Source organism: Mesorhizobium sp. M7A.F.Ca.CA.001.04.2.1 (genome assembly GCF_003998485.1).
In the GTDB taxonomy this organism is placed as follows: Bacteria; Pseudomonadota; Alphaproteobacteria; order Rhizobiales; family Rhizobiaceae; genus Mesorhizobium; species Mesorhizobium ciceri.
Window position 1 is genome coordinate 16,130 of record NZ_RZQT01000042.1, and the last position, 24,595, is coordinate 40,724.

The following is a 24,595-nucleotide window of genomic DNA, read 5'->3' on the forward strand; positions in this document are numbered from 1 at the left end:
ATGCCTGCCATCGGTGCGGTCCGTCAGATCGCGCTGTCGGCTGGCCGTGACCTCGACGTGACGCTGGCTTTCTGGCGCGACGTGCTTGGCATGGCCGTCCATGCACGCTTCGATCCGCCGGGCATCGCCTTCATCATGGCCGGAGAAATCAGGCTGCTGTTCACCGACGGCGTACCGGCCGGAACCGTCTATCTCGACATATCGGGCCTTGATCAGTTCCATGCCTCGGCTGCTGCCGCCGGCGTGCCCTTCACCGCGCCGCCAACGCTTGTCCATCGCGACACGGACGGCCAGTTCGGTCCAGCGGGGGAAAGCGAATGGATGGCCTTCCTAAAGGACCCGGCTGGCAATACGATCGGCCTCGTCGAACGCCATCCGCCGCAAGAGCCCAACTGAACAGCATCGAGACCGCCATGAAAATCGTCACCTGGAACATCAACGGTGTCCGCGCCCGCATCGGCAACCTGACCCATTGGCTGACCGAGAGCGCACCCGACATCGTCTGCCTGCAGGAGATCAAGACGGTCGACGAGCAGTTCCCGCGCGCCGAGATCGAGGCGCTTGGCTACAATGTCGAAACCCATGGCCAAAAGGGTTTCAACGGCGTCGCGCTGTTGTCGAAGCTGCGCTTCGACGAGGTGATCAGGGGCCTGCCCGGCGACGATGCCGATGAACAGGCGCGTTTCATCGAAGGCGTTTTCTCAACCGACAAGGGCGCCTTGCGTGTCGCCTCGCTCTATCTGCCGAACGGCAATCCGATCGATGACGAGAAGAAGTTTCCTTACAAGCTGTCCTGGATGGCGCGGCTTGAGCGCTGGGCCGAAGAACGGCTGAGACTTGAGGAGGCTCTGGTGCTCGCCGGCGACTACAACGTCATTCCCGAGCCGATCGACGCGCGGTTTCCGGAGAACTGGCTGGGCGACGCCCTGTTCCAGCCGCAGACGCGACAAGCCTTCCGCCGGCTGCTCAATCTTGGTTTCACCGAGGCGGTGCGCGCGGTCACCGACGCGCGCGACACCTATACGTTCTGGGACTATCAGGCCGGCGCCTGGCAGAAGAACAACGGCATCCGTATCGACCACCTGCTTTTGTCGCCGGAAGCCGCCAACCGATTCTCATCGGCCTCTATCGAAAAGCATGTGCGCGCTTGGGAAAAACCATCCGACCATGTCCCGGTGGCGATCGATCTCGCGCTTCAGCCGGCTTGAGAGAACCCTCGCCGGGCCCGTCTGCGCTGAACCCTCATATCGCCACATTTCGCGCCGTTCATTGCAGACCAGCATGGCGGCTGGGGTTCCATGAGCGCACGATTTCATCTTTGTCCCATTGGCCTGGCATTTGCCATGGCCGTTCCTGGTACGGCATTTGCCGACCAGGAATGCCTGGCCAATGGAAAATCCTACCAGATCGGTCAGGTCGCCTGCCTGACGGTGGCCGAGCAGAGCCATCTGGCCCGCTGCGATATGGTGCTCAACAACACCTCGTGGACGAAGATCGGGGATAGCTGCCCGGAAAACACGCTGGCGCCACACCCCCATGTCACGCCGATCTCGACGCCGGCGCCCAGCATGGTGCCGACGGAGCCGATCGCGAACTGAGCCAATCTCGCGCCTTGTGGGGGAGATCGGCAGTTCAGCCGCCAGCAAAACTACTGGTCCGCGTTGTTGCCCTTGGTGAGGATATCATCGGCCAGCGAGATCGCGGTGCGGCGGTCGGCCTCGCCGGCGGTGGCAAATGCCTCTTCCTGCATGCCGCGGATCCAGGGCTGGTCAGCGGGCGAAGCGCGTTCGAGCGCTGCCGTCATCATCGCCAGGCCGCGAACGATCTTGCCGCTCTGGAACAACAGATGGCCCAGCGTCGCCTGGGCGCCGGCATGGCCTTTCTCGGCGGCGAGTTGGAACCAGCGCCCGGCCTGCTTGACGCTGGCCTTCACCCCGCCCTCGCCCTTCAGGAACATCTGCCCCATCTCGAACTGTGCGTTCGGGTTGCGGTAGTTGGCAGCCGCGCGCATGTAGTATTCCTGGGCCGCCACCTCGTTCTCGGTGACCGGGCTGCCGGGAATGCCCGTGCGCAAATAGTCGCCAAGCGCCACCAGCGCATCGGAGACATAGCTTTCCTCGGGCGAGCCGGGCTCGACATCCTGGTCGACGATCTCGGAGAAGAACTTGAACGCCTCATAGTCGTCGCGCGCCACGCCGTCGCCCTCGGCATACATGCGGGCAAGCTTCCAGGTGGCGCCGATCTGGCCGTTTTCGGCGGCGTATTTGTAGGCCTCGGCAGCCTGCTCCTTGTGGCCGTTCTTGTAGGCGGAGAAGCCGAACTGGAAGACCGCCCAGGGGCTCGATTGCGGCTTCACCCCGGTCTTGTCGTCGAACACCTTGTCGTCGAAGGCCATGGCCTGGCCGACGGCGCCAAAGGTCGCGCCAAACGTGGCGGCCACGACCAGTGCCGAAAAGACAGATGACCTCAACAACTCAGATGTCCGCATAACAGTGTGTTTCTTTCGCACCGCCCGGATGGGTCACCGCGCCATCGCGCGCCGGCCCTACCGTCTGTGCATATTTCCATATCGCGCCCGACTGATAATCGGTCGCGCGCGCCTTCCATGTCTTTGCCCTCGCCGCCAGTTCGCTATCGGACAACGCCACATCGATCGTGCCGTTCACCGCGTCGATCGAGATCACGTCACCATCCCTGAGCAGTCCGATCGGGCCACCCACGGCTGCTTCGGGGCCGACATGGCCGATGCAGAAACCGCGCGTCGCGCCCGAGAAGCGCCCGTCGGTGATCAGCGCCACCTTGCCGCCCATGCCCTGGCCGTAGAGTGCTGCCGTCGTCGACAGCATCTCGCGCATGCCGGGGCCGCCGCGCGGTCCTTCATAGCGAATGACGAGAACCTCGCCTTCCCTGTAGTTGCGATGCGTCACCGCCTCGAAACATTCCTCTTCCGAATCGAAGCAGCGTGCCGGCCCGGAGAATTTCAACTCCGCCATGCCCGCGACCTTCACGATCGCGCCTTCGGGGGCCAGGTTTCCCTTCAAGCCCACGACACCGCCGGTTTGGGTAATGGGTCTGTTGGCCGGGCGGACCACATCCTGATGCTCATTCCAGACAACGTGCTGCATGTTTTCGGCCAAAGTGCGGCCAGTCACCGTCATGCAGTCGCCATGCAGATAGCCGTGGTCGAGCAGGGTCTTCATCAGCAGCGGAATGCCGCCGGCCTCGAACATGTCCTTGGCGACATATTTGCCGCCCGGCTTGAGGTCGGCGATGTAAGGCGTCTTCTCGAAGATCTTGGCCACGTCGAACAGATCGAACTTGATGCCGGCCTCGTGCGCGATCGCCGGCAGATGCAGTGCCGCGTTGGTCGAACCGCCGGTGGCCGAGACCACGGTCGCCGCATTCTCCAGCGCCTTCAGCGTGACGATGTCGCGCGGCCGGATATTTCTGGCGATCAGCTCCATGATCTTTTCGCCCGAGGCGAAATTGAACCGGTCGCGCATTTCATAGGGCGCCGGCGCGCCGCAGGAATAGGGCAGCGCCAGGCCGATCGCCTCGGCGACGGTCGCCATGGTGTTGGCGGTGAACTGGGCGCCGCAGGAACCGGCCGAGGGACACGCGACCTGCTCGATCTCAAGCAGTTCGTCATCGCTGATCGTGCCGACCGAGTGCTGGCCGACCGCCTCGAAAACATCCTGCACGGTGATCTGGCGGCCGCGATAGCTGCCGGGCAGGATCGAACCGCCATAGATGAAGATCGACGGCACGTTGAGCCGCACCATGGCCATCATCATGCCGGGCAGCGACTTGTCGCAGCCGGCGAGCCCAACCAGCGCGTCGTAGCAATGACCGCGCATGGTGAGCTCGACCGAATCGGCGATGACCTCGCGCGACACCAACGACGACTTCATGCCCTGGTGACCCATGGCGATGCCATCGGTGACGGTGATGGTGCAGAATTCGCGCGGCGTGCCGCTGGCGGCCGCGACGCCCTTCTTGACCACCTGCGCCTGGCGCATCAGCGAAATGTTGCAGGGCGCCGCCTCGTTCCAGCAGGAGGCGACCCCGACCAGCGGCTGCGCAATCTCGGCCGCCGACAAACCCATGGCATAGAGATAGGAACGATGCGGCGCACGCGCCGGACCGACGGTCACATAGCGGCTAGGGAGCTTAGCCTTGGAGATGACTTTGGCGTCCATACTCTTCCTTGCCCCATCTTCCCTGCAAATGGGGCGGAGCGGCCTGCCCCCTCGCCGAGCCTTTTGGCGCGTGTCCCGAGACAAGATCGAGGTGCGCCGGGTTTATGGCGGGAAATGGGCAATTTCCTCAGCCCGGCTTCCAGCGCAGGGGTTGTTCAGAAAGTGTTGCCAAAACGCCACAATCGCACGAGGCGCAAGCGGTTTGGATTACGTGCAATGCAGCTTGGATGAGACAATCGCGGGCAATGCGATCTCAAACGAAAAAAGCCGGGCAGTGCCCGGCCTTTCATGCGCAATTTCAATTCGTTACCACTTGACCTTCAATGATGTTGAAAGTGCCGTGACAAGGTCGTTGCCGAAGTCCGCAGTATAGCCATTGTCATATGTTAGGCCATCATCTGGGTTTACGGCCGTATGGATCGATCCACTGGTCAGCACTCCCACCGCGCCCCCAAGTCGAACCTCGATGTTCTGAGTTGGCGTGTAGGCCACGCCACCGCTGAGGGTCCAGGTATCGGTCTGGGCGCTCAGGCCGGTCGACGTTCCGCGATCCCACGTGATAACCGCCGCACCGCTCCACTGATCATTGAATTTGTGGCCGACGCCGCCGGAAACCGTCCAGCCATCGCGATAGAGTAGATCGAGCGAGGTAAGCCGCAATGGGCTGGTCGTCGTGCAGGATGCCGTGCCGGTGGGACAAAACGGAATGCTCTGTAGCTCGCTCCAATTCATCCACTTGATGGATCCGAATGCCAGCCAGCCAGGAGCTATGCCCGACTGAAGCTTGAGCTCTACAGAATCCGGAACCTGCGAAGAACCACTAACATTCGTCACTTTGCCCAAAAACGGATTTAAAGGATTGAGGGCCGCGGGAACCTGAGACAGATCCAGCGTTCCGTCCAAATTGTTGAGCTTGACCGCCGAATTATAGACCAAGCTGGCGCGCAGGGCGATATCCGGAATCTCATACGCAACGCCGGCTCGCCATCCCCAGCCGTCACCCTCAAGGTCAAGCCGCCCTATGCCCGCACCGGGAATGGGAGCCACCAATTGTTCTTTGAAGCCAGAAACATTCTCGTGGAACACGCCGCCGATAAAACGAAACTGTCCTTTGCCGAGATCCATTTTGTAGGAGCAGGTTCCACCCACAGCCTCGCTCTTCACCTGGGTTTCAACATTGCTGTTCGCGCCGGCCCAATTCCGACCCGGGTTGCTGGACGCACCAATCGGCTGGCCATAGTCCACGAGGCAATCGACGGGGCCCATACCCGCCTTGATGCCGACGCTCGGCACCCAATAGCTTTCGGTATCGCGAGCACTGTTGGAGAAACCCATGAGGTTAAGGGGGCCGTCGGACGGGTCGGTGTCCTTCACGTTCTTGAGGTCGCGCTGCGGCATCACATAGGTGCCGGAGACCTCACCCGTGACTTGGGCAGGATCGAACAGCAGATCGATATCGTAGCCGCCACGCTCCAGGCCGCCGGCATGTGCCGGATTCATCGCCGTCCCGATCAAAGCCAGCGAAAAGCAGCCCGCCCCCAGCAGCGCCTTCAGTCGCAGAATAGTCATGAAATGTCCTCCCCCGAATTCGAGTGCACCAAGCTAGAACCAATTCAGGTTAACGGTGCAACAACGAATTCGCGGGCGTACATGTACACACTGGCCAGCCGCATTTTCGAGGAAATGCAACCGGGTGCGGCAAGGCCGAAAAATGGTCTGTGAAGGCTGAGCGGCTCTCAAAAAACAGGGAAAACCATCCAAAAGGCTCGAAAACAGGCCTTTTTTGGGGTCCGGGAGCCCCATTGTTACATTATGGCAACAATGGGGCTAAAACTTCCGTTTACGTCAATATTAACGCAACGGAATGCTGATTTTCCAGGCGGAAAACCAGCATTTTAGAGGGGTCTAAAGTCTCGCGAATCTACCCTCAGCCGGCGTCGCGAACCCTGGCCAGCGCGATCGACAGCTTGTCCTGTGCATCGCGGTATTCGGCGAGCTTTTCACGCTCGGCATCGACGATCTCGGCCGGCGCGCTGGCCACGAACCTCTCGTTCGACAGTTTCTTGTGCAGGCGCGCGATCTCCTCGGTCACCTTGGCCAGTTCCTTCTGCAACCGTGCAGCCTCGGCGGCGAGGTCGATCAGGCTGCCAAGCGGCAGGCAGATCGTCGCCTCGTTGAGCACGATCTGCGCCGAACCCTTGGGCGCGATATCGGCAAGCGAGATGTCGCCGACCCGCGCCAGCCGCTTGATCGCCGACTCCTCGCGAACGAGGCGCTCGCGTGTCACATCGTTGGCGCCGACCACGACGAGCGGTGCGATGGCTGCCGGCGGCACGTTCATCTCCGAACGCACGGAGCGGATGCCGGAGACGAGGTCGACCAGCCAATTGATGTCGGCTGCAGCCTCGGCGTCTTCGAAGTCCGGTGACGGCCACGTGGCATGGCACAGCAGCGAGGGGCGTTGCTTGCCTTCGCCAGCGGTCTGCGCCCACAGTTCCTCGGTCATGAACGGCATCATCGGATGCAGCAGCTTGTAGATCTCGTCGAGCACGAAGGCGACGCAGGCTCGGCTTTCGGCTTTGGCCGCCTCGTCGGTTCCCATGAACACCGGCTTCAGCAGTTCCAGGTACCAGTCGCAGAACAGGTTCCAGACGAAGCGGTAGGCGGCACCCGCCGCCTCGTTGAAGCGGTATGAGGTGATGCCGTCCGTGATCTCGCGCGCCGCCCGCGTCAGTTCGGTCAGGATCCAGCGGTTGACCGCCAGTTTGGCGTCGTTGAGCCAGAAATCGTCATTGCGCGCGACCTCGTTCATCTCGGCAAAACGCGTAGCGTTCCACAGCTTGGTGCCGAAATTGCGATAGCCGGCGATGCGCGCCGGATCGAGCTTCACGTCACGGCCTTGTGCCGCCATCACCGTCAGCGTGAAGCGCAGCGCGTCGGCGCCGTATTCGTCGATAAGGTCGAGCGGATCGATGACGTTGCCTTTCGACTTCGACATCTTGGCGCCGTTCTTGTCGCGCACCAACGCATGGACATAGACGGTGTGGAATGGCTCCTCGTCCATGAAGTGCAGGCCCATCATCATCATGCGGGCGACCCAGAAGAAGATGATGTCGAAGCCTGTCACCAGCACGTCGGTCTGGTAGTAGGTCTTCAGCTCGGGCGTCTCGTCCGGCCAACCCAGCGTCGAAAACGGCCACAGCGCCGATGAGAACCAGGTGTCCAGCACATCCTCGTCGCGGGTCAGGATCTCGCCCGGCTTGAAGTTCTCCAGCTTGTCCTCGACCCAGGCCTTCCACGGTCCTTCCAGCGCCAGATAGAATTCGATCGCGGCGCTCAGCGCCTCTTCCTCGGTCTTTTCGACGAAGACGCGCCCGTCGGGCCCGTACCAGGCCGGAATCTGATGACCCCACCAGAGCTGGCGCGAGATGCACCAGGGCTGGATGTTCTCCATCCAGTCGAAATAGGTCTTTTCCCAGTTCTTCGGCACGAAGTTCGTGCGACCTTCGCGCACTGAAGCGATCGCCGGTTTGGCCAGCTCCGCCGCATTGGCATACCATTGCTCGGTCAGGAATGGCTCGATCGGCACGCCGCCGCGATCGCCATGCGGCACCGCGTGGCGATGCGGCTCGACCTTTTCGAGGAAGCCGCCCTCTTCCATCAGCTCGACGATCTTCTTACGCGCGACGAAGCGATCGAGGCCGTCGAGTTCGTCCCAGACCGCCTGGCGCTCCGGCGTCACCTCGAGACCGGCACGGAAATCCTCATTGTCCCTGAGACTTACCGCCGCCTCCGTGGTCAGGATATTGATCGCCGGCAGCTTGTGGCGCCTGCCGACCTCGAAATCGTTGAAGTCGTGCGCCGGCGTGATCTTGACCGCGCCCGAACCTTTTTCCGGATCGGAATACTCATCCGCCACCACGGGAATCCTGCGGCCAACGATCGGCAGGACGATGTTCTTGCCGACCAGATGCCGGAAGCGCTCGTCGTCGGGATGCACCGCGACGGCCGTATCGCCCAGCATCGTCTCCGGGCGCGTCGTCGCCACGGTGATGAAGGTATTCGGGTTTTCCGGGTCAAAGACCTTGCCTTCGACGGGGTAGCGGAAGTGCCAGAGATTGCCATTGACCTCCTGCTGCTCGACCTCGAGATCGGAGATCGCGGTGAGCAGCTTGGGGTCCCAGTTCACAAGACGCTTGTCCTTGTAGATCAGCCCTTCCTTGTAGAGCGTGACGAACACTTCGAGCACCGCCTTGGATAGGCCTTCGTCCATGGTGAAGCGTTCGCGTGACCAGTCGGCCGAGGCGCCGAGCCGCTTCAACTGGTTGAAGATGGCACCGCCGGATTCGGCCTTCCACTCCCACACTTTCTCGATGAACTGTTCGCGGGTCAGGTCGCGGCGATGGATCTGCTTTTCCATCAGCTGCCGCTCGACCACCATCTGCGTGGCAATGCCGGCATGGTCCATGCCCGGCTGCCACAGGACGTTCTTGCCGCGCATGCGCTCGAAGCGCACCAATATATCCTGCAGCGTGTTGTTGAGCGCGTGTCCCATATGCAGCGAGCCGGTGACGTTCGGCGGCGGGATGACGATGGTGAAGGCCTCCGCCCCCTCCTCGGCCCCGGCACCGGCGCGAAACGCGTCGGCCTCTTCCCAGACTTTGGCGATCTTCGGCTCGACGGTTTTGGCGTCGTAGGTCTTTTCAAGCATGGGAAAATGGTCCGCGCTGTCGGGAGTTTTGCTGGTCCGGTGTAAATCGGAAGGTTTTGGCCAAGTCAACCGCAAGGGCTGTCTCGGACCCTCACAACCAGATAGGCGCGGCCTTGGTCATTTCAACGGAAAGCGATCCGTCGTCCTGCCGACAACGACTTCGCCAAAAGAAACGGCGCCACGAAGGCGCCGTTTCCTCTGGGCAATCGGTATGGGGAACTACTGCGCCCCGCGCGCCACGCGCTCGATCTCCTCGCGCACCAGCCTTTCGACCAGTGTCGGCAGATTGTTATCGAGCCAATCCTGCAGCATCGGCCGCAGCATCTCTTCGGCCATCTCGTCGAATGTCTTCTTGCTGCGGCTGGCAAATGCGTCGGAAAGCTCGCCAAAGGCAGCCGCGACCTGACGGCCGGTGTGCTCGGAAACGATCGCCGGACGCGGCGCGTCGCTGGCCGCCACCGGCCGCACCACGCTTGCATCCGGACGAGACGGCTCGGTAGCCGGTTTCGCGGTCGGTTCATCCCCTGGAGCCTCCATCGACGGCTGGGCAGCCGTCTTGCGGGCTTCGCTCCGGTCTGGCACCGCCCTGGCCTGCTCGCCAACCGCGGCGATCTCGCGACGCCAATCGGCGATGGAAGCGTCGGCGACAGGACGCGATATTGGCGCTTCAGCCGTGATTGGCTCCGCTGCAACGCGGGCGCTGACCTCGGCGAGTGTCATCGATGGCCTTGCCGGGCTGGGATCGGGGCGCACCGGCGTTTCCATGCGCGCCACCACCGGCTCGGCCGGCGGCAGCTGTGACTGGACTTCCGCCAGCGTGACCGGCTTCCTGCTCTCGGGGGCGGCATGCAGGTCGGCACGGAATGCTTCCACGTCGGGGGCTGCATAGGCGCTCGACGCGCGCTCCAGATCCTGGCTCAGCTCATCGGCGTCGCCCGGCTGCTTGCGGCCGCCGTCGCTGTCCTCGATGATCCGCCTGATGGAAGCCAGTATCTCTTCCATGGAAGGTTCGCGCTGTGCGCTGCTTGCCGTTGCCATCGTCACATCCGCCGCCCTTGTGACCCCTGTTGGGTTTTCCGCTCCGGCAGAGCCGGATCGAATCATGGCCACAGCGTAACCGACGGATCGCCGCACGAGAATCCCCAATCTGGGGACTTGTGGGATTTCAACAGATTAGCGCCATCTGAACCCGAGAGCCGCAGCGCGAAAGATCCTGCTCAAACCGGGAACACGCCAGTTTAGGCCGAACGCCTCAGCGGCCGTCCGGCGTGCGCAGTCCGTACCACTTGTCCTTGACCGCGTTGTAGTGCTCTTCAGGCTTGTATTTCGCTACCTGCAAGCCAAGGCGGTCGACGGACAGACGGCCGGTCGCCTGCAGGATGGCGTAGCTCGCCACCACCACATCGTGTTCGTAACCGGCCTGGTTGATCTGGGCGGTGATGACCGTCGCCTGCGCATTGAGGACGTCGAGCGTGGTGCGCTGGCCGACATTGCGCTCTTCGATGACACCGTTCAGTGCCAGCTTCGCGGCTTCGATCACTTGCCTGTTGGCTGTCAGCTGCTGCTGCGCGGCGGTGTACTCGGTCCAGGCGGCGGTGACGGCCTGGCGCACCTGGTCGCGGCTGACATCGACCTGGATGCGGGCCTGGCTGAGTGATTCCTTGTTCTGGCGCACGATCGCCGAGGTGCGGCCACCTGAATAGATCGGGATGGTCAGCGTTGCCCCGACACTGGCCGAATTGGTCGTGCCATCCTGCGAACCGACGCCTGGCAAAGGCGAGGTATTGCGATAGGCGCTCGAAACGCCGGCGGAAGCCGAGAGCTGCGGCAACAGCGCGCCTTCGGCCGACTTCACCGAAAACGCGGCGGCGTCGACCAGATGCTGCGTGGCAAGGATGGCCGGATGCTCGTTCGAGGCCACCCCGACGGCGGCGGCGAGGCTCGACGGCAACAGCTTTGCCACCGGCGAAGCGCCCTTGAGTTTGCCCGGCTCGTCGCCAACGATCTGGCGATAGAGCGCCGCACTTGCCAGCGCCTGCGCCCGGGCAGCACTCAGCGACGCCACCGCGGCGGCGCGCGAAGCGTCGGCCTGGGCGACATCGGTGCGCGTGCCTTCGCCAACTTCGAAGCGCGAACGCGCCGCGCGAGCCGTTTCGGTCAGGAACTGCAGGTTCTGCTCGGTCAGCACGGCGACCTGCCGGTCGCGAATCACGTTCATATACGCTTGCGCCGCGCTGAACAGGATGCCCTCTTCGGTGTTGCGCAGGCTTTCGACCGAAGCCCGGACCTGCGCTTCGGCGGCAGCGACATTGTTCCTGGTCTGAAAGCCGTCGAACAGCGTCTGGTCGATCTGAACGCCAAAATTGCCGGTGGTCAGCCGCACGCTTGAGTCGGTGCCGTTGAGATGGCTGCTCGAATAATCGATATCCGCCGAGCCGGTGACAACCGGGCGGTAGCCCGACTTGGCGATGGCGACACCCTCATCGGTGACGCGAACGCCGGCACGGGCCGAATTCAGTGAAGAATTGTACTGGTAGGCCTTTGCAAGCGCGCCGGAGATGGTTTCGGCTGAAGCGGCCAGTGGGGACAGCATGGTCGCCGAAACGAGGACGGCGGTGAAAAGTGACTTGCGTAAAGACGGCACGGTTAAACCCTCATTCGTTTTCCATGGGAACCGCGCCGCGCCTGCTTCTCTCATAGATCAGCCGGCGCCGCGTGTTCGTGTTCCCTGCTGCTCACCCCCAAAGTGCCCCCAGTTTGGCATCAGCAGCGATCGTTCAAATGCAAGCGACCATGACAAAGCCTCTGCTGCAAGGCCAAATCATTCAGAATTCGAAAGCACGAATGCGTTCAAACCCCGGTAGTGGCTTAATTGCCGCATTAAATGCACGTCTTCCGGTTACAACCCCCCCGGCCTTGAAAAAGAGACGGGCCACGCCGGAATTGCCCTGCCCTTCGACGGCGACGAGTCGGCCGCCTTCGGCAAGCTGGTCGAGCAACGGGGCCGGCACTTCCGCGACACTGCCACCGATAAAGATAACATCATAAGGCGCCTTGGCGGCATGCCCCTGCGGCAACGCGCCCTGGACGACGGTCACATTGCCGCAGCCAAGCGACGAAAGCGTCGATCTGGCGGTTTCCGCCAGCGCCGAATCGTTTTCGAGCGCCACTACGGACCCGGCCAGCCGCGACAGGATGGCCGAGGCGTAGCCCGTTCCGCAACCGACATCGAGCACCGAATCGGTCGGGTTGATCTCGGCCAGCTGGATAAGCTTGGCCAACGGCGACGCTTCCATCAGGTAGCGCGAACCGTCCGCGCCGGCTGCAATGCGGATGTCCTCGTCGATATAGGCGAGATCGCGCTGGGCGGCGCCGACAAACATCTCTCTTGGGACGACAAGCATTGCATCGAGCAGCGGCGCGCTGGTCACATCTGTGGTGCGGACCTGGCCGTCGACCATCTTGACGCGTAGTTCGGAGAAATCAGCGCTCATGTCCCAACCAGTCCGCTTGCCGCGCCAGAACCGCGGTCCATTGTGTCAGGAACTTCAGGCCCCTGCGCTGCCGCGCGGGGGCCCGGGCATTGGAGGCCTCGCCCGGAATCGAACCGGGGTGCAAGGATTTGCAGTCCTCTGCGTAACCACTCCGCCACGAGGCCTCATTGCTCCCGGCGTTCCACCCGGTTCCAATAGGTTGCGGCGAAAATGCCGTCAAGCGGCCACCTTGCATTCCGAACGGTTTCCTCGCGTCAGTCCGGACGGCGTCCGGCAAATCATCGGACTGCTTTATTAGCGGACAGTTAAGCATAGCCTGATGGGAGAAGAAACGCATCCTGTCGCCGCATGACAGGGCAAGGCTTGCCTCGGCCGCGGCTGTTCTCAAGCAGATCCGTGAGGCACTGGAAGAGCACGCCGCCCACTGAAACACCACCTTGCGCTATCGGCGGTCAATCGGGCCGGCGACGCCGTTCCCACCAGACGACAAAGCGACGCCGGTGACGGCGGACCATGGCGAATTCATAGGACAGCACCAGCAATCCGAGCGGAACCATCCAGAAGCCGAGGATCGGCAGGAAACCGAGGATGCCGCCGATGGTCAGCAGGATGCCGATCGTGATTCTGAGCCCGCGCGAGCGCGGCATTTTGAACTCGCGCCCGAAAACGGAGATTTTGCGCGCCGGCATCTGGTTGTCTTGTGCTGTCATCGTCTCGAAAGATTGACCCGTTTCGATCGTTCGCAAGCATGCTCAAACCAAAGCCGCCGCCGCGCTTTCGGTTCCATATCCCTGCCAAGACGGCTAATATGAGGGCATCCTTCGACGATTGCGAGAAAGGCCTGCGCGAAAAAGCCTCGGAAAAATGTGAAAAGCTTCTTTGCAAAGCCGAAAAGGGCAGCTATAGGCTGCGCCACTCACATAAGAGCCTCCGTTCCCCGGTAGCTCAGTGGTAGAGCAACCGGCTGTTAACCGGTTGGTCGCTGGTTCGAATCCGGCCCGGGGAGCCAAATTCTTCAAAGCGTTGAGACGGTCAGGTCGCCCATAGGGGCTGATCTATGGCATGTCTGGAAAACCGCAGTCAGCAGGTTGATTCTCAATTTGACCCAGCGCCGCTATGCAGCGCGCTTCGATCACGGCGATCTCATCACCGCGATCTCATCAGGATTTCATCTCTTGTCGCCGTTCGGGTTGGGTGCCGGTGCCTCTCGCACATCTCGTGGTGGCGGGTCGACATGTTCAAGCTCTGGCGGGGCTTCTTTGTCCCGACGTCGGACAGGTAGCTTCTCCGGTTCGGGCTTCGATGGTGGTTCTTTGATCTTGCTCGGCATAATCGAGTTAACCGCACTGCCGGTCCCTTGTTCCCGCAGCAAGCCGAAAACCTGAATGGGGGAACCGGGAGCGCCAAAAAGCGTTTTCTCGCATGCTCAAGAAGATCGCCCTTGCCGCCGTGCTGGTCCAGGTTGCCGCGGTTTCGGCTCTCATCACTCAGACGGTCCTCTTCGCGTCCACGGCCACACAGGCCGCCAACGCGCAGCCCGGCGACGTAGTCGCTGTCACTGCCGACAAGGAACCGGACAAGGCGGCGCAGCCTGCTGGTGCCGACCAATGCCCAACCCGGCTTGTGACGAGCAAGGTTTTCACGAGCAACGTAATTACGGCGCAACGATAGTTCGCCATCGATGCCGGCCATCCGTCGATCCCCCCAATTTAAGTCAGGGCAGTGTGCTTGAAAGCGCAATGATTCCTGTTACTTGCGGCATGGGGCGAGTGCGTTTGGGTTGGGCAAGAATTGGGTATGACTTCATCGAATATGGAATGCCTGCGCTGTCATGGCAGCGGCAGGATTTTCGACTGCTCCAAATGGTATGCGTCAAACGGGCACTGCTGCCCGCAGGGAACCCATCGGGGTGGCTGCCCCGGAAAGACGGGGGCCTGCACGGAATGCGACGGCCTGGGGACAATGGCGGAGCCTCCGCTGAGGGCCGTGGCATAATCTGCGATAGTGTCGCATGCCGCTGATGGCGACGCGGACGCGCCCGCCAAAAAACCGTACTAACGGCTCGAACAACAACCGCCCGCAAAAGGTGAGCTGGCAGGGCAGCTCACCTTGTAGCGATGCGGAAACGACGACCATGCAGCCGAACCATCCTGATGGCGCCGCCCCTTATCAAGGCTAAGCGGTTACCCCACCACGACCTGACCTTGTGCCGTCCATCCAAGGGAATTGGGCAAGCGGGTCCTGCAAGATTTTGACGGATCTTGCGAAGCCGGCGACGGCATCGCGCGCCACCGTCAGCGGAACCTGGCCGTCGTGAGCACGCTGGCAAGCTCGAAAGGCCGTTTCGAAAATCGGACCTCGCCGTTCCCTTGGCCACTCCTCAAAGAAGTCGAACGCATCGTCGAGGCACCCTATTTCTTGAACGAACTCGCCATTCTTGACCAGGACCGGTCGGTCGAACGTCCTGTAACTCATGTGATCCTCCATTCCGCACGTGGGTTGTTGCTGGCTTGGGTCATCATGCGATTGCATGCTCCGGCTCGGCCAACATGCCGCCGCCTCCACGCCCGGGCGGCACCGTTGCAAAGGCCGGGATTGGCGGCGGATCATCATCGTCATCTCGCCAGGGGCGCCGCATCCAACCGAGCCGGCTCTTCTTGCGGCGTCGGTCGAAAGACAGGCTGACGGTTCCCAACTCCTTTGAAACACGCGGTTCCCGCCCGGTTTCGTCCAGAAGGCGGAGTGCGCGAAGTATGTCGCTGACTTCCACGATGGCGCCGTTGTCCAATTGCCGCAACGCGGGATTGTCAGGAACCGCATGAACGTCGGAAGCCCAGAAAGCGAGCAAAGCCCGCTTTGCACCGATCGTCATCGTCTCCTCGTTCAGCACATCATCCGGCGTCCGCAATCCGGCGGATTCCGCGGCAAGATTTTTCGGTTCAGGTTGGTGAAAACTGTAAGTGTCGGTTCTCATCTCCATTCTCCGCGATCTGTGCCTCCCGGCCGAACCGGGAGGCGGACCGTAGATTTAGGTCCAGGGAATCAGGCGACCTCGCGTTGAGGCTCCGCATCCGAATCGATCAACTGCTTCTTGCCGGGTTGCTCGAGCGAAACCGCTTTGGCTTCGGACCCTATCTCAATGCGCCGAGGCTTGAGTTCCTCGGGCACTTCGCGGACCAGGTCCACTGACAGCAAGCCATTCTCGAGGTTGGCCGCCTTGACCTTTACGTGGTCGGCAAGTTTGAACACCTGCTTGAAGTTGCCCGTCGCCAAGCCGCGATGAAGGACCTCCCGATTTTCCTGGTCGGGTTTCCTTTGGCCGACGACAGACAATTCGGGGCCGTTCTGCATGAGTTCGACCTCATCGAGAGCGAAGCCGGCGATAGCCATCGTAATGCGATAGTCGTTCTCGCCGGTCTTCTCGATATTGTAGGGAGGCCAGTCGGAGCGTACGCTTTTTTCGAGCATATCGAAGAGACGGTCGAAGCCGACCGTTGTGCGGTAAAGAGGGGTATAATCAGAGCTTCTCATAGCCATATCCTCCGTGAAGCAACATGGATTACGAGGCTGTCGCAGCGTCGCTGCGACGCCAGTATGTCGAGCCGAAGCCTCGACGGAAAACGATCTGGTAATCGTGTTTTTTTCCTTCAAGAGGGGCGACAAAAATATTTTTGGCCGGCAGGCAGGTGCCCAAGGCGCTGCCTTGCGTGCTGGTGGCCACTGCGCGATGTTGACGCCAGGGGTGGATGCGAATCATGCGAAAAATTTTGATGTCAGGACTGCTGCTCGCGGCAGCCTTTTCCGCGAACCCGGCCCACGCGCTGGACAGCAGCGGCACGCCTGTCGTCGTGACCCCTCTTGCGTCGCGCACGACGACCGCGTCCGGCCAACCGATCACGCTGCCGCAGAAGAACGTGCAGGTGCTGGTCTCGACCTACGACATCGCGCCGGGCGCGACCTTGCCGGTCCACAGGCACCCTTTCCCGCGCTATGCCTATGTCCAGGCCGGCACGCTGAAGGTCACCAATGTCGAGACCGGCGACAGCAACACCTACAAGGCCGGCGATTTCATCATCGAAATGATCGGCCAGTGGCATCAGGCCACCAATATCGGTGATATCGAGGTGAAGCTTCTGGTGATCGATCAGGTCGAGCAAGGCGCCAAGAACACGGAATTGCGCCAATAACCGCGAAATCCGTGCCCGGCGCGAAAGTCTGTTCGCGCTTTCGCAGCAACCGGCGCGGTGGTAGGGCTGGCCGGGAATCATGGAATGGATCGCCCCTTGACCAAAGCTCTCCGCCTGCCGCTGATCGAAATCTGTGTCGAAGGCATTGACGGCCTTCTCGCGGCGCAAGCCGTCGGCGCCGACCGGATCGAACTGTGCGCCAGCCTCGTCGAAGGCGGCATCACGCCAAGCCTCGGCACGATCCGCGCCGCCATCGAGCAGGCAAACGTGCCGTTTCACGTCATGGTGCGGCCGCGCGGCGGCGATTTTCTCTACAGTGAGACCGAATATGCCTCGATGCTGGCAGATGTCTCGGCACTGCGCGAACTCGGCGTGCCCGGCGTGGTGTTTGGCTGCCTGAACGCCGATGGCACCATGGACGAGGCGCGCATGAGCGAACTGACGCAGGCCGCCGGCCCCTTGAACGTCACCTGCCATCGCGCCTTCGACATGACGCGCGAGCCGGCCGAGGCGCTCGAATCGCTGATCCGCAGCAAGGTCGGCCGCGTGCTGACCAGCGGCCAGCGTGACACTGCCATCGAAGGCTTGCCGCTGTTGGCGGATCTGGTGCGGCAGGCCGGCGACCGCATCGTCATCCTCGGCTGCGGCGGACTGGATTTGCACAACATTGCCGAAGTGCGCAGCAGAACCGGCCTGTCCGAAATGCATTTTGCCGCCCTCAAGGATGTGCCGAGTGCCATGGACTACCGCAATCCCCATGTCGGCATGGGTGGTTCCGATCTCGATCGCGAGTACCGCAACACGCTGACCGACACAGCGCTGGTGGCGGCAACGATCGCGGCAGCCAAGGCATGACCTCGAGCCCTGCCCCGATAGCCCGTGTATCGGCCCAAGACGAAGCGGCGATCCTGGCGCTCAACAACGAGCATGCCGCCGAACTGTCGTGGCTGGAGGCTGAGCGGCTGTCCTTCCTGCTTGGCGAAGCATTTTACACCAGGCGCATCGGCGATCTCGAAGCCTTCATCATGACCTTCGACCAGGACGCCCGCTACGACAGCCCGAATTTCCTGTGGTTCCGCCAACGCTACGAGCGCTTCGTCTATGTCGACCGGGTCGTCGTGGCGGCGCACGCACGCGGCCGCGGCCACGCCCGCCGGCTCTATCAGGACCTGTTCGGCCATGTTGAGCGCGCCGGCCACACGCTGGTCACCTGCGAAGTCAACACCGCCCCGCCGAACCCCGCCTCGGATGCCTTTCACGCCGCGCTCGGCTTCGTCGAGGCCGGCGGCGCCGTCATCCATGGCGGCAAGAAAGCGGTGCGCTATTACGCCAGGCAGATCAGCGCCTGACAGACCAGGCAGATCCGCGCACGAAGACGAGGACTACTGGAACAGGGCTGTCGCACTCACCAGCGTCATCCAGAACCCCCAGACCAACGGGATGCCGACCAGCAGCCAGGCCAGCGTGAGTTTGATCGAATTCTCGTTGTCTTGCGCCATGGTCGGTCTCCTCAGAGCTGATCCCGAAAAGTGGACTCCGGTTTTCGGAAAAGATCATGCTCAAACAATAAGATAGAGCCCATCCCGATTCTATCGGGATGGAACTGACTCTAAGCCACCGCTGGTTCGGTCTTCATGTGGAAGCGCGCATTGACGGGCCGCATCATCAGGTTGAGCAGGAGGCCGACAACCAGCAGGCCGGCCATGATGTACATGGTGACCGTGTAGGCGTCGGCCTTCGCAACGCCGCTGTCGATCTGGTACTGCCGGATATAATTCACCAGCACCGGGCCAAGCACGCCCGCCACCGACCACGCGGTCAGCAATCGGCCGTGGATGGCGCCGACGTAACGCACGCCGAAGACGTCGCGCAGGTAAGCGGGAATGGTGGCGAAGCCGCCGCCATACATGCTGAGGATGATCCCGTAGAACAGCACGAACAGGAAAACGCTGCCGGTCTGGCCGGTCCACGGCACCGCCGCATAGAGGACGACGCCCAGCGCGAAGAAGATGGCATAAGTTGTCTTGCGGCCGATATAATCGCTGGTCGAGGCCCAGAAGAAGCGGCCGAGCATGTTGAAGATCGACAGCAGGCCGACGAAGCCGGCGGCAGCGGCAGGCGTGATGCGTCCCGGAAACATCTCCTGGCTCATCGCCGAGGCCTGGCCGAGCACGCCGATCCCTGCCGTCACATTAAGGCACAGCACGCCCCACAGCAGCCAGAACTGCGGCGTCTTCAACGCATCGTCGAGATGGACATTGGACGTCGTCACCATCGCATTCTGTGCCGCCGGCGGCGTCCATCCGGCAGGCCTCCAGCCCTCCGGCTGCACCCTGACGATAACGGCGCCGATCAGCATGAAGACGAAATAGACGATGCCCAGCACCAGGAAGGTTTCGGCGACGCCGATGTGCTCAGGCGTCGAAAACAGCTTCATCAGATAAACCGACAGCGGCGAGGCGATGAAGGCGCCGCCGCCGAAGCCCATGATCGCCATGCCGGTTGCCATGCCCGGCCGGTCCGGAAACCAGGTGATCAGCGTCTTGACCGGCGAGATATAGCCGAGGCCGAGACCGATGCCGCCCAGCACGCCGTAGCCGAGATAGATGATCCACAACTGGTGCAGATAGACGCCGAGCGCCGAGACAATGAAGCCGCCGCCGAAACAGCAGGCAGAAGCGACCATGGCTTTGCGCGGACCGACGCGATCCAGCCAGCCACCGCCGAACGCCGCCGCAATGCCCAGGAACAGGATCGCGATCGAGAAAATCCAGCCGAGGCCGGTCAATTTCCAGTCGTCGGGCGCCGAGTCGGTGATGCCGATCAGCTTAGACATCGGCAAGTTGAAAACGCTGAACGCATAGGCCTGGCCGATGCAAAGGTGGATGCAGAGCGCCGCCGGCGGCACCATCCACCTGCTGAAGCCAGGCTCGGCGACGGTGCGTGAGCGGTCGAGCCAGCCGCCCGCCCTTTCCCCGGTCGTATCCATTCCATCCTCCCAGATGCGTCTTCGAACCATCTTCTCAGATGTGTCCTGCGAACAAACTAGGCGGGTAAGCCGGCGAGGCAATAAGGAATGCCTGCCATACGACCAATGTCTAATGAGACTGGTCCATATCGGAAAGCAGGTCATTGCTTTCCCGAAAGTTAGATTAGAAACAATTAATTGACTGTCTGCTTACGAAGCGCGATCCCTCCACCTGCACTCACGATCATCTGGCCGGGCACGACGGCATTCACCAGTTGCGGTTGAGCCATTCGCGCGCCGGGCGCTCTATGAGGTAGTAGCTGCAGGCCGCGCAAGCGAAGACCGCGGCCAGCATCGGTATCGGCGCGCTGCCTTGCTCATAGACGAATTTGTAGAACGGCTGCTGCCATAAATAGAGCGAGTACGACCACAGCCCCAGCGTCGCCATCGGCCAGGACGACAGCAATCCGGAAAAATACCGTGGGCTGAAATCGAGTGCGTTGACGGCCAGAGCCAGCAGCGGCACCGCGAAGAGATAGTGCATCGGCGTCGGCACCCGATCCAGGAACAGGACAACGGCACAGACCGTCGCCACCAGGGCCACATGCTTGCCTCTCAAAAACGCCGGCAGCCTGCCGTCGGCCTTGAGCAGGCAGATCGAAGCCGACAGCAGGATCGACGCGATGTGCACATCCGTGCGCCAATAAGTGGTTTCGTAGTCCATCCCCAAGACCCAGTACGAAACCGCGCCATTGGCCATGGCCAGCAAGGCCAGCGCCAGGAGCAGCACGACCACGCGAGAGCGACTTGAGACGATGACGCTGATCAGCGCCAGGATGATGTAGGCGTGCTCCTCGATGCAGAGCGACCAGATATGGTCGAGCGCCCCTGCCCGAGCCACGAGAATGCCGGCATAATTGTAGGTGAATGTCAGCGCCGTCAGCGCGGCCTTCCATTTGAAGGCGAGGAACGTGCCGGAGAGCGCGATCATCGCGACGACTACGAAGACCAGAAGAGCCGGATAGATGCGGGAGAAGCGGCGTTTGAAGAATTTTTTCAGCGGGTAGCGTTCGATGAACAGGATCTCGCCCATCAACCGGCCGCTGAGCACGAAGAAGAATTCGACGCCCAGCACGCCAAGATTGATTCCCGGAACCGGAAAGAAATGGCCGATCAGAACCAGCGCGATCGAAAGCCCGCGCCAGCCGTCGAGATAGGCCAGTCTTGTTCTGGTTGATCTGTCGGCGGCGGATCGGGACGGAACGACATGCGTCGCGGAAATGTCGGTCATGCCGATCCTCTCGCAATAGGTATGCGAAGGGTACGACGGTACATTTCGAACCCAGCTCGCATTCCCGCCCAGTCCATATTGCAGTGCAATATGAATTTGTGCAAGTGCGAGATTGCTGCCGGATCAGGTCCGGGCGATGTATCGGCCGGAATTGCTTCAAGCAGTGCGGCGGCCATGCCAGCAGCAACTGAACGGATGCAGGCCGCCGCACGACAAAAAAGGGGCCACGGAGGCCCCCTTTCCTTGTCTGCGACTGATCGAAACTCGCCCTGGCGAGTCATATGGTGGTGGTTTCGAGAACCGGAGCGGAGCGTACTTTTGGTACGTGAGCACCGGAAGCACAGAAAACGCCATCAGATGGCCGCCGGAGTAGAGTTTCCAAACAGTTTCTCAGGCGTTGGCTGCCGCAACCGCGCGCTTGGCCATCACCGCGATCAGATTGGCGCGATAATCGGCCGAGGCATGGATGTCGGTCATCAGATTCTTCGCCGGCACTTTCACACCTTCCAGTGCCGAGGCCGCGAAATTCTTGGCCAATGCTGCCTCGATCTCCTTCGAGCGGAAGACGCCGTCATCGCCGGCTCCAGTGACGGCGACGCTGACGCCATCCTTGCCCTTGGCAACGAACACGCCGACGATGGCGTAGCGCGATGCCGGATTGCGGAACTTTTCATAGGCCGCCTTGGCCGGCGCGGTGAAGGTGACCGCGGTGACGATCTCGCCTTCCTTCAACGAGGTCTCGAACAGACCCTTGAAGAATTTGTCGGCATCGATCTCGCGCTTGTTGGTGATAATGGTGGCGCCCAGCGCCAGCAGCGCCGCCGGATAATCGGCCGCCGGGTCGTTGTTGGCGATCGAGCCGCCGATCGTCCCCTTGTGGCGCACCGCCGGATCGCCGATCAGTGACGCCAGATGGGCAATCGCCGGACAGGCCTTCTTCAGCTTCTCGTCATTGGCAACGGCGTGATGCGTGGTGGCGGCGCCGATGGTGACGGTCTTGCCCGACACCTTGACGCCCTGCAGCTCCGCGATCCGCGACAGGTCGACAAGGTCGGACGGCGCGGCAAGCCGCGTCTTCATCGCCGGGATCAGCGTCATACCGCCCGAAAGCAGCTTGGCGTCGCCTGTCTTGACCAGCTTGGCAGCATCGGCGACCGAGGCGGCGCGGTGATAGTTGACTGCGTACATGGAATTCTCCCTTGGGTGAATGGGCGAATAGGGAGTAGCGAATAGCGAATAGGATCTATCCAGTCGCACCGCCTTCTCTTCCCTATTCGCTACTCCCTATTCGCTATTCGCTTTCAGTGTTTCGTCGCGCGGATCGCGGCCCAGACGGTGGACGGCGAAGCCGGCATGGCAAGATCGTTGCTGCCGATGGCGTCGGTGAGGGCGTTGATCACCGCCGGCGGCGAGCCGATGGCGCCGGCCTCGCCGCAGCCCTTGATCCCCAACGGATTGCCCGGGCATGGCGTGTTCGAGGTCGAGACCTTGAACGACGGCAGATCGCCGGCGCGCGGCATGGTGTAGTCCATGTAGCTCGCGGTCAAAAGCTGGCCGCTATTGTCATAATGGGCGCCTTCGAGCAGCGCCTGGCCGATGCCTTGCGCCAGCCCCCCATGCACCTGACCCTCGACGATCATCGGGTTGATGATGTTGCCGAAATCGTCGGCAGCGACGAACTGGACGATCTCGGTGACGCCGGTTTCCGGGTCGACCTCGACCTCGCAGATATAGCAGCCCGCCGGGAAGGTGAAATTCGACGGATCGTAGAACGCCGTCTCCTTCAGCCCGGGCTCCATGCCGCCCGGCAGATTGTGGGCAGTGTAGGCGGCCAGCGCCATCTGGAACCACGGCACGTTCTTGTCGGTGCCGGCGACCTTCAGCGCGCCATTCTCGATGACGATATCGCCTTCGTCGGCCTCGAGCAGGTGTGCCGCGATCTTCTTGGCCTTGGCCTCGACCTTGTCGAGCGCCTTGACGATGGCCGACATGCCGACTGCACCCGAGCGCGAGCCATAGGTGCCCATGCCCATCTGCACCTTGTCGGTATCGCCATGCACGATCGAGATCGAATCGAGCGGTACGCCGAAGCGCTCGTTGACCAGTTGCGCGAAGGTCGTCTCATGGCCCTGGCCGTGGCTGTGCGAGCCAGTCAGCACCTCGATCGTGCCGACCGCGTTGACGCGCACTTCCGCCGATTCCCAAAGGCCGACACCGGCGCCGAGCGAGCCGACGGCAGCAGACGGCGCGATGCCGCAGGCTTCGATGTAGCAACTCATGCCAATGCCGCGCAGCAGCCCCTTCTTGGCGGCGGCGGCCTTGCGCTTGGCAAAGCCGGCATAATCCGACGCCTTCATTGCCGCATCGAGCGAAGCGGCATAGTCGCCGGCATCATAGCACATGATGACCGGCGTCTGATGCGGAAACGCTGTGACGAAGTTCTTGCGCCGCAGCTCGGCCGGCGAGACGCCGAACTGGCGGGCCGCCGTCTCCATCATGCGCTCCATGACGAAGGTCGCTTCCGGCCGCCCTGCCCCGCGATACGCATCGACGGGCGCGGTGTTGGTATAGATCGCCTTCACATTGGCGTGGATGGCCGGGATATTGTACTGGCCCGACAGCAGCGTCGCATAGAGGTAGGTAGGCGTCGCCGACGAAAACAGCGACATATAGGCGCCGAGATTGGCCTGGGTTTCGACCTTCAGGCCGAGGATCCTGTGGTCCTTGTCGAAGGCCATTTCAGCATGGGTGTGATGGTCGCGGCCATGCGCGTCGGTCAGAAAACTCTCGGTCCGGTCAGCCACCCATTTGACCGGCACCCCGGTCTTCTTCGACGCCCACAGGCAGACGATCTCTTCGGGATAGATGTAGATCTTCGAGCCGAAACCGCCGCCGACATCGGGCGCAATCACGCGCAGCTTGTTTTCCGGCGCGACATTGTAGAAGGCGCTCATCACCAGCCGCGCCACATGCGGGTTCTGCGAGGTCGTCCAGCAGGTGTAGTGATCCTCGGCCTTGTCGTAATGGCCAAGTGCGGCGCGCGGCTCCATGGCGTTAGGCACCAGCCGGTTGTTGATGATGTCCATCTTGACCACATGGGCTGCCTTCCCGAAGGCCGCTTCCGTGTCGTCGGCATTGCCGATGTCCCAGTCGAAGATCAGATTGTTGTCCGCTTCGGGGTGGATCTGCGGCGCACCCTTGTCCATCGCCTTGGAGGCGTCGACGACGGCCTTCAACTCCTTGTAGGTGATCTCGACCGCCTCGGCGGCGTCACGCGCTTGCCCCTTGGTCTCGGCGACGACAATGACGACGGCGTCACCGACATAACGGACCCGGTCGAAGGCGAGTGGCGACCATGCCCCCATCTTCATCGGCGAGCCGTCCTTGGAGTGGATCATCCAGCCGCAGATGAGATTGCCGATGCCATCGGCCTTGAGTTCCTTGCCGGTCAGCACGCCGATGACGCCGGGCATGCCTTGGGCCTTCTTCACATCGATCTTCTTGATCTGCGCATGCGCGTGCGGACTGCGCACGAAGGCGGCGTGCTTCATGCCGGGAACCACCATGTCGTCGACATAGCGGCCGGCGCCCGTGATGAATCGTTTGTCTTCCTTGCGCGCGACCCGAGCGCCAACACCTTCAATGCCCATCAGAAATTCCTCCCGAGATTGTAGGGGAGTAGGTGAGTAGGGCAGTACGGCAGTAGGGAAAAATTGGCTCCGATTCCCTACTGCCCTACTGCCTT

The 24,595-nt window shown here is 61.9% G+C and carries 22 protein-coding genes and 2 tRNA genes; 8 read left to right on the forward strand and 16 right to left on the reverse strand.

Annotation, left to right across the window (positions count from 1 at the left end; genetic code table 11):
• The 3 genes from EN955_RS15685 (at position 1) to EN955_RS15695 (ending at position 1,598) form a co-directional block, all read left to right on the forward strand.
• On the forward strand, positions 1–396 hold the full coding sequence (locus tag EN955_RS15685) for a VOC family protein (protein WP_013531287.1): 396 nt from the start codon (positions 1–3) through the stop codon (positions 394–396).
• Between the two features lie 17 nt (positions 397–413).
• Positions 414–1,208 carry an exodeoxyribonuclease III gene (xth, locus tag EN955_RS15690; protein WP_013531286.1) on the forward strand — a complete coding sequence of 265 codons (795 nt, stop codon included), beginning with the start codon at positions 414–416 and terminating at the stop codon, positions 1,206–1,208.
• A gap of 135 nt (positions 1,209–1,343) precedes the next feature.
• Positions 1,344–1,598, forward strand: coding sequence for a hypothetical protein (locus EN955_RS15695; RefSeq protein WP_244506831.1), 255 nt, complete (start codon positions 1,344–1,346; stop codon positions 1,596–1,598).
• A gap of 50 nt (positions 1,599–1,648) precedes the next feature.
• On the opposite strand, the gene EN955_RS15700 is transcribed toward EN955_RS15695, so the two are convergent.
• From EN955_RS15700 to EN955_RS15740, 9 genes are all read right to left on the reverse strand, one after another.
• A complete protein-coding gene (locus EN955_RS15700; RefSeq protein WP_013531284.1) occupies positions 1,649–2,488 on the reverse strand; it encodes a tetratricopeptide repeat protein in 840 nt (279 codons plus the stop codon).
• On the reverse strand, positions 2,475–4,199 hold the full coding sequence (gene ilvD / locus EN955_RS15705; protein ID WP_024503842.1) for a dihydroxy-acid dehydratase: 1,725 nt from the start codon (positions 4,197–4,199) through the stop codon (positions 2,475–2,477). Before ilvD ends, EN955_RS15700 begins: the two co-directional genes overlap by 14 nt.
• A gap of 306 nt (positions 4,200–4,505) precedes the next feature.
• Positions 4,506–5,768 carry an OmpP1/FadL family transporter gene (locus EN955_RS15710; RefSeq protein WP_024503841.1) on the reverse strand — a complete coding sequence of 421 codons (1,263 nt, stop codon included), beginning with the start codon at positions 5,766–5,768 and terminating at the stop codon, positions 4,506–4,508.
• A gap of 358 nt (positions 5,769–6,126) precedes the next feature.
• Complete coding sequence (locus EN955_RS15715) at positions 6,127–8,910, reverse strand: valine--tRNA ligase (RefSeq protein WP_024503840.1); 2,784 nt, start codon at positions 8,908–8,910, stop codon at positions 6,127–6,129.
• Positions 8,911–9,129: 219 nt separating this feature from the next.
• A complete protein-coding gene (locus EN955_RS15720) occupies positions 9,130–9,948 on the reverse strand; it encodes a PopZ family protein (RefSeq protein ID WP_024503839.1) in 819 nt (272 codons plus the stop codon).
• 214 nt (positions 9,949–10,162) lie between these two features.
• Positions 10,163–11,554 carry a TolC family outer membrane protein gene (locus EN955_RS15725; protein ID WP_024503838.1) on the reverse strand — a complete coding sequence of 464 codons (1,392 nt, stop codon included), beginning with the start codon at positions 11,552–11,554 and terminating at the stop codon, positions 10,163–10,165.
• Between the two features lie 181 nt (positions 11,555–11,735).
• Entirely contained in the window at positions 11,736–12,404 is a 669-nt protein-coding gene (locus EN955_RS15730; protein ID WP_024503837.1) for a protein-L-isoaspartate O-methyltransferase, read from the reverse strand.
• 90 nt (positions 12,405–12,494) lie between these two features.
• Positions 12,495–12,568 (reverse strand) — tRNA-Cys (locus tag EN955_RS15735).
• Between the two features lie 288 nt (positions 12,569–12,856).
• Positions 12,857–13,114 carry a hypothetical protein gene (locus tag EN955_RS15740; RefSeq protein ID WP_024503836.1) on the reverse strand — a complete coding sequence of 86 codons (258 nt, stop codon included), beginning with the start codon at positions 13,112–13,114 and terminating at the stop codon, positions 12,857–12,859.
• Between the two features lie 224 nt (positions 13,115–13,338).
• Here EN955_RS15740 and EN955_RS15745 point away from each other — a divergent pair.
• Positions 13,339–13,413: transfer RNA gene (locus EN955_RS15745), tRNA-Asn, on the forward strand.
• Positions 13,414–13,826: 413 nt separating this feature from the next.
• On the forward strand, positions 13,827–14,075 hold the full coding sequence (locus EN955_RS15750; RefSeq protein ID WP_024503835.1) for a hypothetical protein: 249 nt from the start codon (positions 13,827–13,829) through the stop codon (positions 14,073–14,075).
• 504 nt (positions 14,076–14,579) lie between these two features.
• Here the strand turns inward: EN955_RS15750 and EN955_RS15755 are convergent.
• From EN955_RS15755 to EN955_RS15765, 3 genes are all read right to left on the reverse strand, one after another.
• Positions 14,580–15,023, reverse strand: coding sequence for a DUF982 domain-containing protein (locus tag EN955_RS15755; protein WP_338039653.1), 444 nt, complete (start codon positions 15,021–15,023; stop codon positions 14,580–14,582).
• Positions 14,923–15,378, reverse strand: a complete 456-nt coding sequence (locus EN955_RS15760) for a hypothetical protein (RefSeq protein WP_024503834.1) — start codon at positions 15,376–15,378, stop codon at positions 14,923–14,925. Before EN955_RS15760 ends, EN955_RS15755 begins: the two co-directional genes overlap by 101 nt.
• 68 nt (positions 15,379–15,446) lie before the next feature.
• Positions 15,447–15,935, reverse strand: coding sequence for an Hsp20 family protein (locus tag EN955_RS15765; protein WP_013531273.1), 489 nt, complete (start codon positions 15,933–15,935; stop codon positions 15,447–15,449).
• A 224-nt stretch (positions 15,936–16,159) separates the two neighbouring features.
• Here EN955_RS15765 and EN955_RS15770 point away from each other — a divergent pair, with 224 nt between their 5' ends.
• The 3 genes from EN955_RS15770 to EN955_RS15780 all read left to right on the forward strand — a co-directional run bounded on the left by EN955_RS15770 (position 16,160) and on the right by EN955_RS15780 (position 17,940).
• Positions 16,160–16,591 carry a cupin domain-containing protein gene (locus tag EN955_RS15770; protein WP_024503833.1) on the forward strand — a complete coding sequence of 144 codons (432 nt, stop codon included), beginning with the start codon at positions 16,160–16,162 and terminating at the stop codon, positions 16,589–16,591.
• 84 nt (positions 16,592–16,675) lie between these two features.
• The gene (locus tag EN955_RS15775) at positions 16,676–17,446 is read left to right on the forward strand and encodes a copper homeostasis protein CutC (RefSeq protein ID WP_024503832.1); all 771 of its coding nucleotides are present in this window, start codon (positions 16,676–16,678) and stop codon (positions 17,444–17,446) included.
• Positions 17,443–17,940, forward strand: a complete 498-nt coding sequence (locus tag EN955_RS15780; RefSeq protein WP_024503831.1) for a GNAT family N-acetyltransferase — start codon at positions 17,443–17,445, stop codon at positions 17,938–17,940. Before EN955_RS15775 ends, EN955_RS15780 begins: the two co-directional genes overlap by 4 nt.
• Before the next feature lie 260 nt (positions 17,941–18,200).
• On the opposite strand, the gene EN955_RS15790 is transcribed toward EN955_RS15780, so the two are convergent.
• From EN955_RS15790 to EN955_RS15805, 4 genes are all read right to left on the reverse strand, one after another.
• Complete coding sequence (locus EN955_RS15790; RefSeq protein WP_024503830.1) at positions 18,201–19,580, reverse strand: OFA family MFS transporter; 1,380 nt, start codon at positions 19,578–19,580, stop codon at positions 18,201–18,203.
• Between the two features lie 247 nt (positions 19,581–19,827).
• A complete protein-coding gene (locus tag EN955_RS15795; RefSeq protein ID WP_013531268.1) occupies positions 19,828–20,850 on the reverse strand; it encodes an acyltransferase in 1,023 nt (340 codons plus the stop codon).
• 390 nt (positions 20,851–21,240) lie between these two features.
• Positions 21,241–22,038 carry a xanthine dehydrogenase family protein subunit M gene (locus EN955_RS15800; protein WP_024503829.1) on the reverse strand — a complete coding sequence of 266 codons (798 nt, stop codon included), beginning with the start codon at positions 22,036–22,038 and terminating at the stop codon, positions 21,241–21,243.
• Between the two features lie 113 nt (positions 22,039–22,151).
• Entirely contained in the window at positions 22,152–24,500 is a 2,349-nt protein-coding gene (locus EN955_RS15805) for a xanthine dehydrogenase family protein molybdopterin-binding subunit (protein ID WP_024503828.1), read from the reverse strand.
• Between the last annotated feature and the right edge of the window lie 95 nt (positions 24,501–24,595).

Excerpts from the sequence above, each read along its gene's own strand:
- EN955_RS15750 (WP_024503835.1), top strand. The coding sequence starts at position 13,827 with ATGCTCAAGAAGATCGCCCTTGCCGCCGTGCTGGTCCAGGTTGCCGCG.
- ilvD (WP_024503842.1), bottom strand. The coding sequence starts at position 4,199 with ATGGACGCCAAAGTCATCTCCAAGGCTAAGCTCCCTAGCCGCTATGTG.
- EN955_RS15795 (WP_013531268.1), bottom strand. The coding sequence starts at position 20,850 with ATGACCGACATTTCCGCGACGCATGTCGTTCCGTCCCGATCCGCCGCC.
- EN955_RS15765 (WP_013531273.1), bottom strand. The coding sequence starts at position 15,935 with ATGAGAAGCTCTGATTATACCCCTCTTTACCGCACAACGGTCGGCTTC.
- EN955_RS15740 (WP_024503836.1), bottom strand. The coding sequence starts at position 13,114 with ATGACAGCACAAGACAACCAGATGCCGGCGCGCAAAATCTCCGTTTTC.
- EN955_RS15710 (WP_024503841.1), bottom strand. The coding sequence starts at position 5,768 with ATGACTATTCTGCGACTGAAGGCGCTGCTGGGGGCGGGCTGCTTTTCG.
- xth (WP_013531286.1), top strand. The coding sequence starts at position 414 with ATGAAAATCGTCACCTGGAACATCAACGGTGTCCGCGCCCGCATCGGC.
- EN955_RS15780 (WP_024503831.1), top strand. The coding sequence starts at position 17,443 with ATGACCTCGAGCCCTGCCCCGATAGCCCGTGTATCGGCCCAAGACGAA.
- EN955_RS15695 (WP_244506831.1), top strand. The coding sequence starts at position 1,344 with ATGGCCGTTCCTGGTACGGCATTTGCCGACCAGGAATGCCTGGCCAAT.
- EN955_RS15800 (WP_024503829.1), bottom strand. The coding sequence starts at position 22,038 with ATGTACGCAGTCAACTATCACCGCGCCGCCTCGGTCGCCGATGCTGCC.
- EN955_RS15730 (WP_024503837.1), bottom strand. The coding sequence starts at position 12,404 with ATGAGCGCTGATTTCTCCGAACTACGCGTCAAGATGGTCGACGGCCAG.
- EN955_RS15770 (WP_024503833.1), top strand. The coding sequence starts at position 16,160 with ATGCGAAAAATTTTGATGTCAGGACTGCTGCTCGCGGCAGCCTTTTCC.
- EN955_RS15760 (WP_024503834.1), bottom strand. The coding sequence starts at position 15,378 with ATGAGAACCGACACTTACAGTTTTCACCAACCTGAACCGAAAAATCTT.
- EN955_RS15805 (WP_024503828.1), bottom strand. The coding sequence starts at position 24,500 with ATGGGCATTGAAGGTGTTGGCGCTCGGGTCGCGCGCAAGGAAGACAAA.
- EN955_RS15755 (WP_338039653.1), bottom strand. The coding sequence starts at position 15,023 with ATGACGATGATGATCCGCCGCCAATCCCGGCCTTTGCAACGGTGCCGC.
- EN955_RS15720 (WP_024503839.1), bottom strand. The coding sequence starts at position 9,948 with ATGGCAACGGCAAGCAGCGCACAGCGCGAACCTTCCATGGAAGAGATA.
- EN955_RS15715 (WP_024503840.1), bottom strand. The coding sequence starts at position 8,910 with ATGCTTGAAAAGACCTACGACGCCAAAACCGTCGAGCCGAAGATCGCC.
- EN955_RS15790 (WP_024503830.1), bottom strand. The coding sequence starts at position 19,580 with ATGGATACGACCGGGGAAAGGGCGGGCGGCTGGCTCGACCGCTCACGC.
- EN955_RS15685 (WP_013531287.1), top strand. The coding sequence starts at position 1 with ATGCCTGCCATCGGTGCGGTCCGTCAGATCGCGCTGTCGGCTGGCCGT.
- EN955_RS15775 (WP_024503832.1), top strand. The coding sequence starts at position 16,676 with ATGGATCGCCCCTTGACCAAAGCTCTCCGCCTGCCGCTGATCGAAATC.
- EN955_RS15700 (WP_013531284.1), bottom strand. The coding sequence starts at position 2,488 with ATGCGGACATCTGAGTTGTTGAGGTCATCTGTCTTTTCGGCACTGGTC.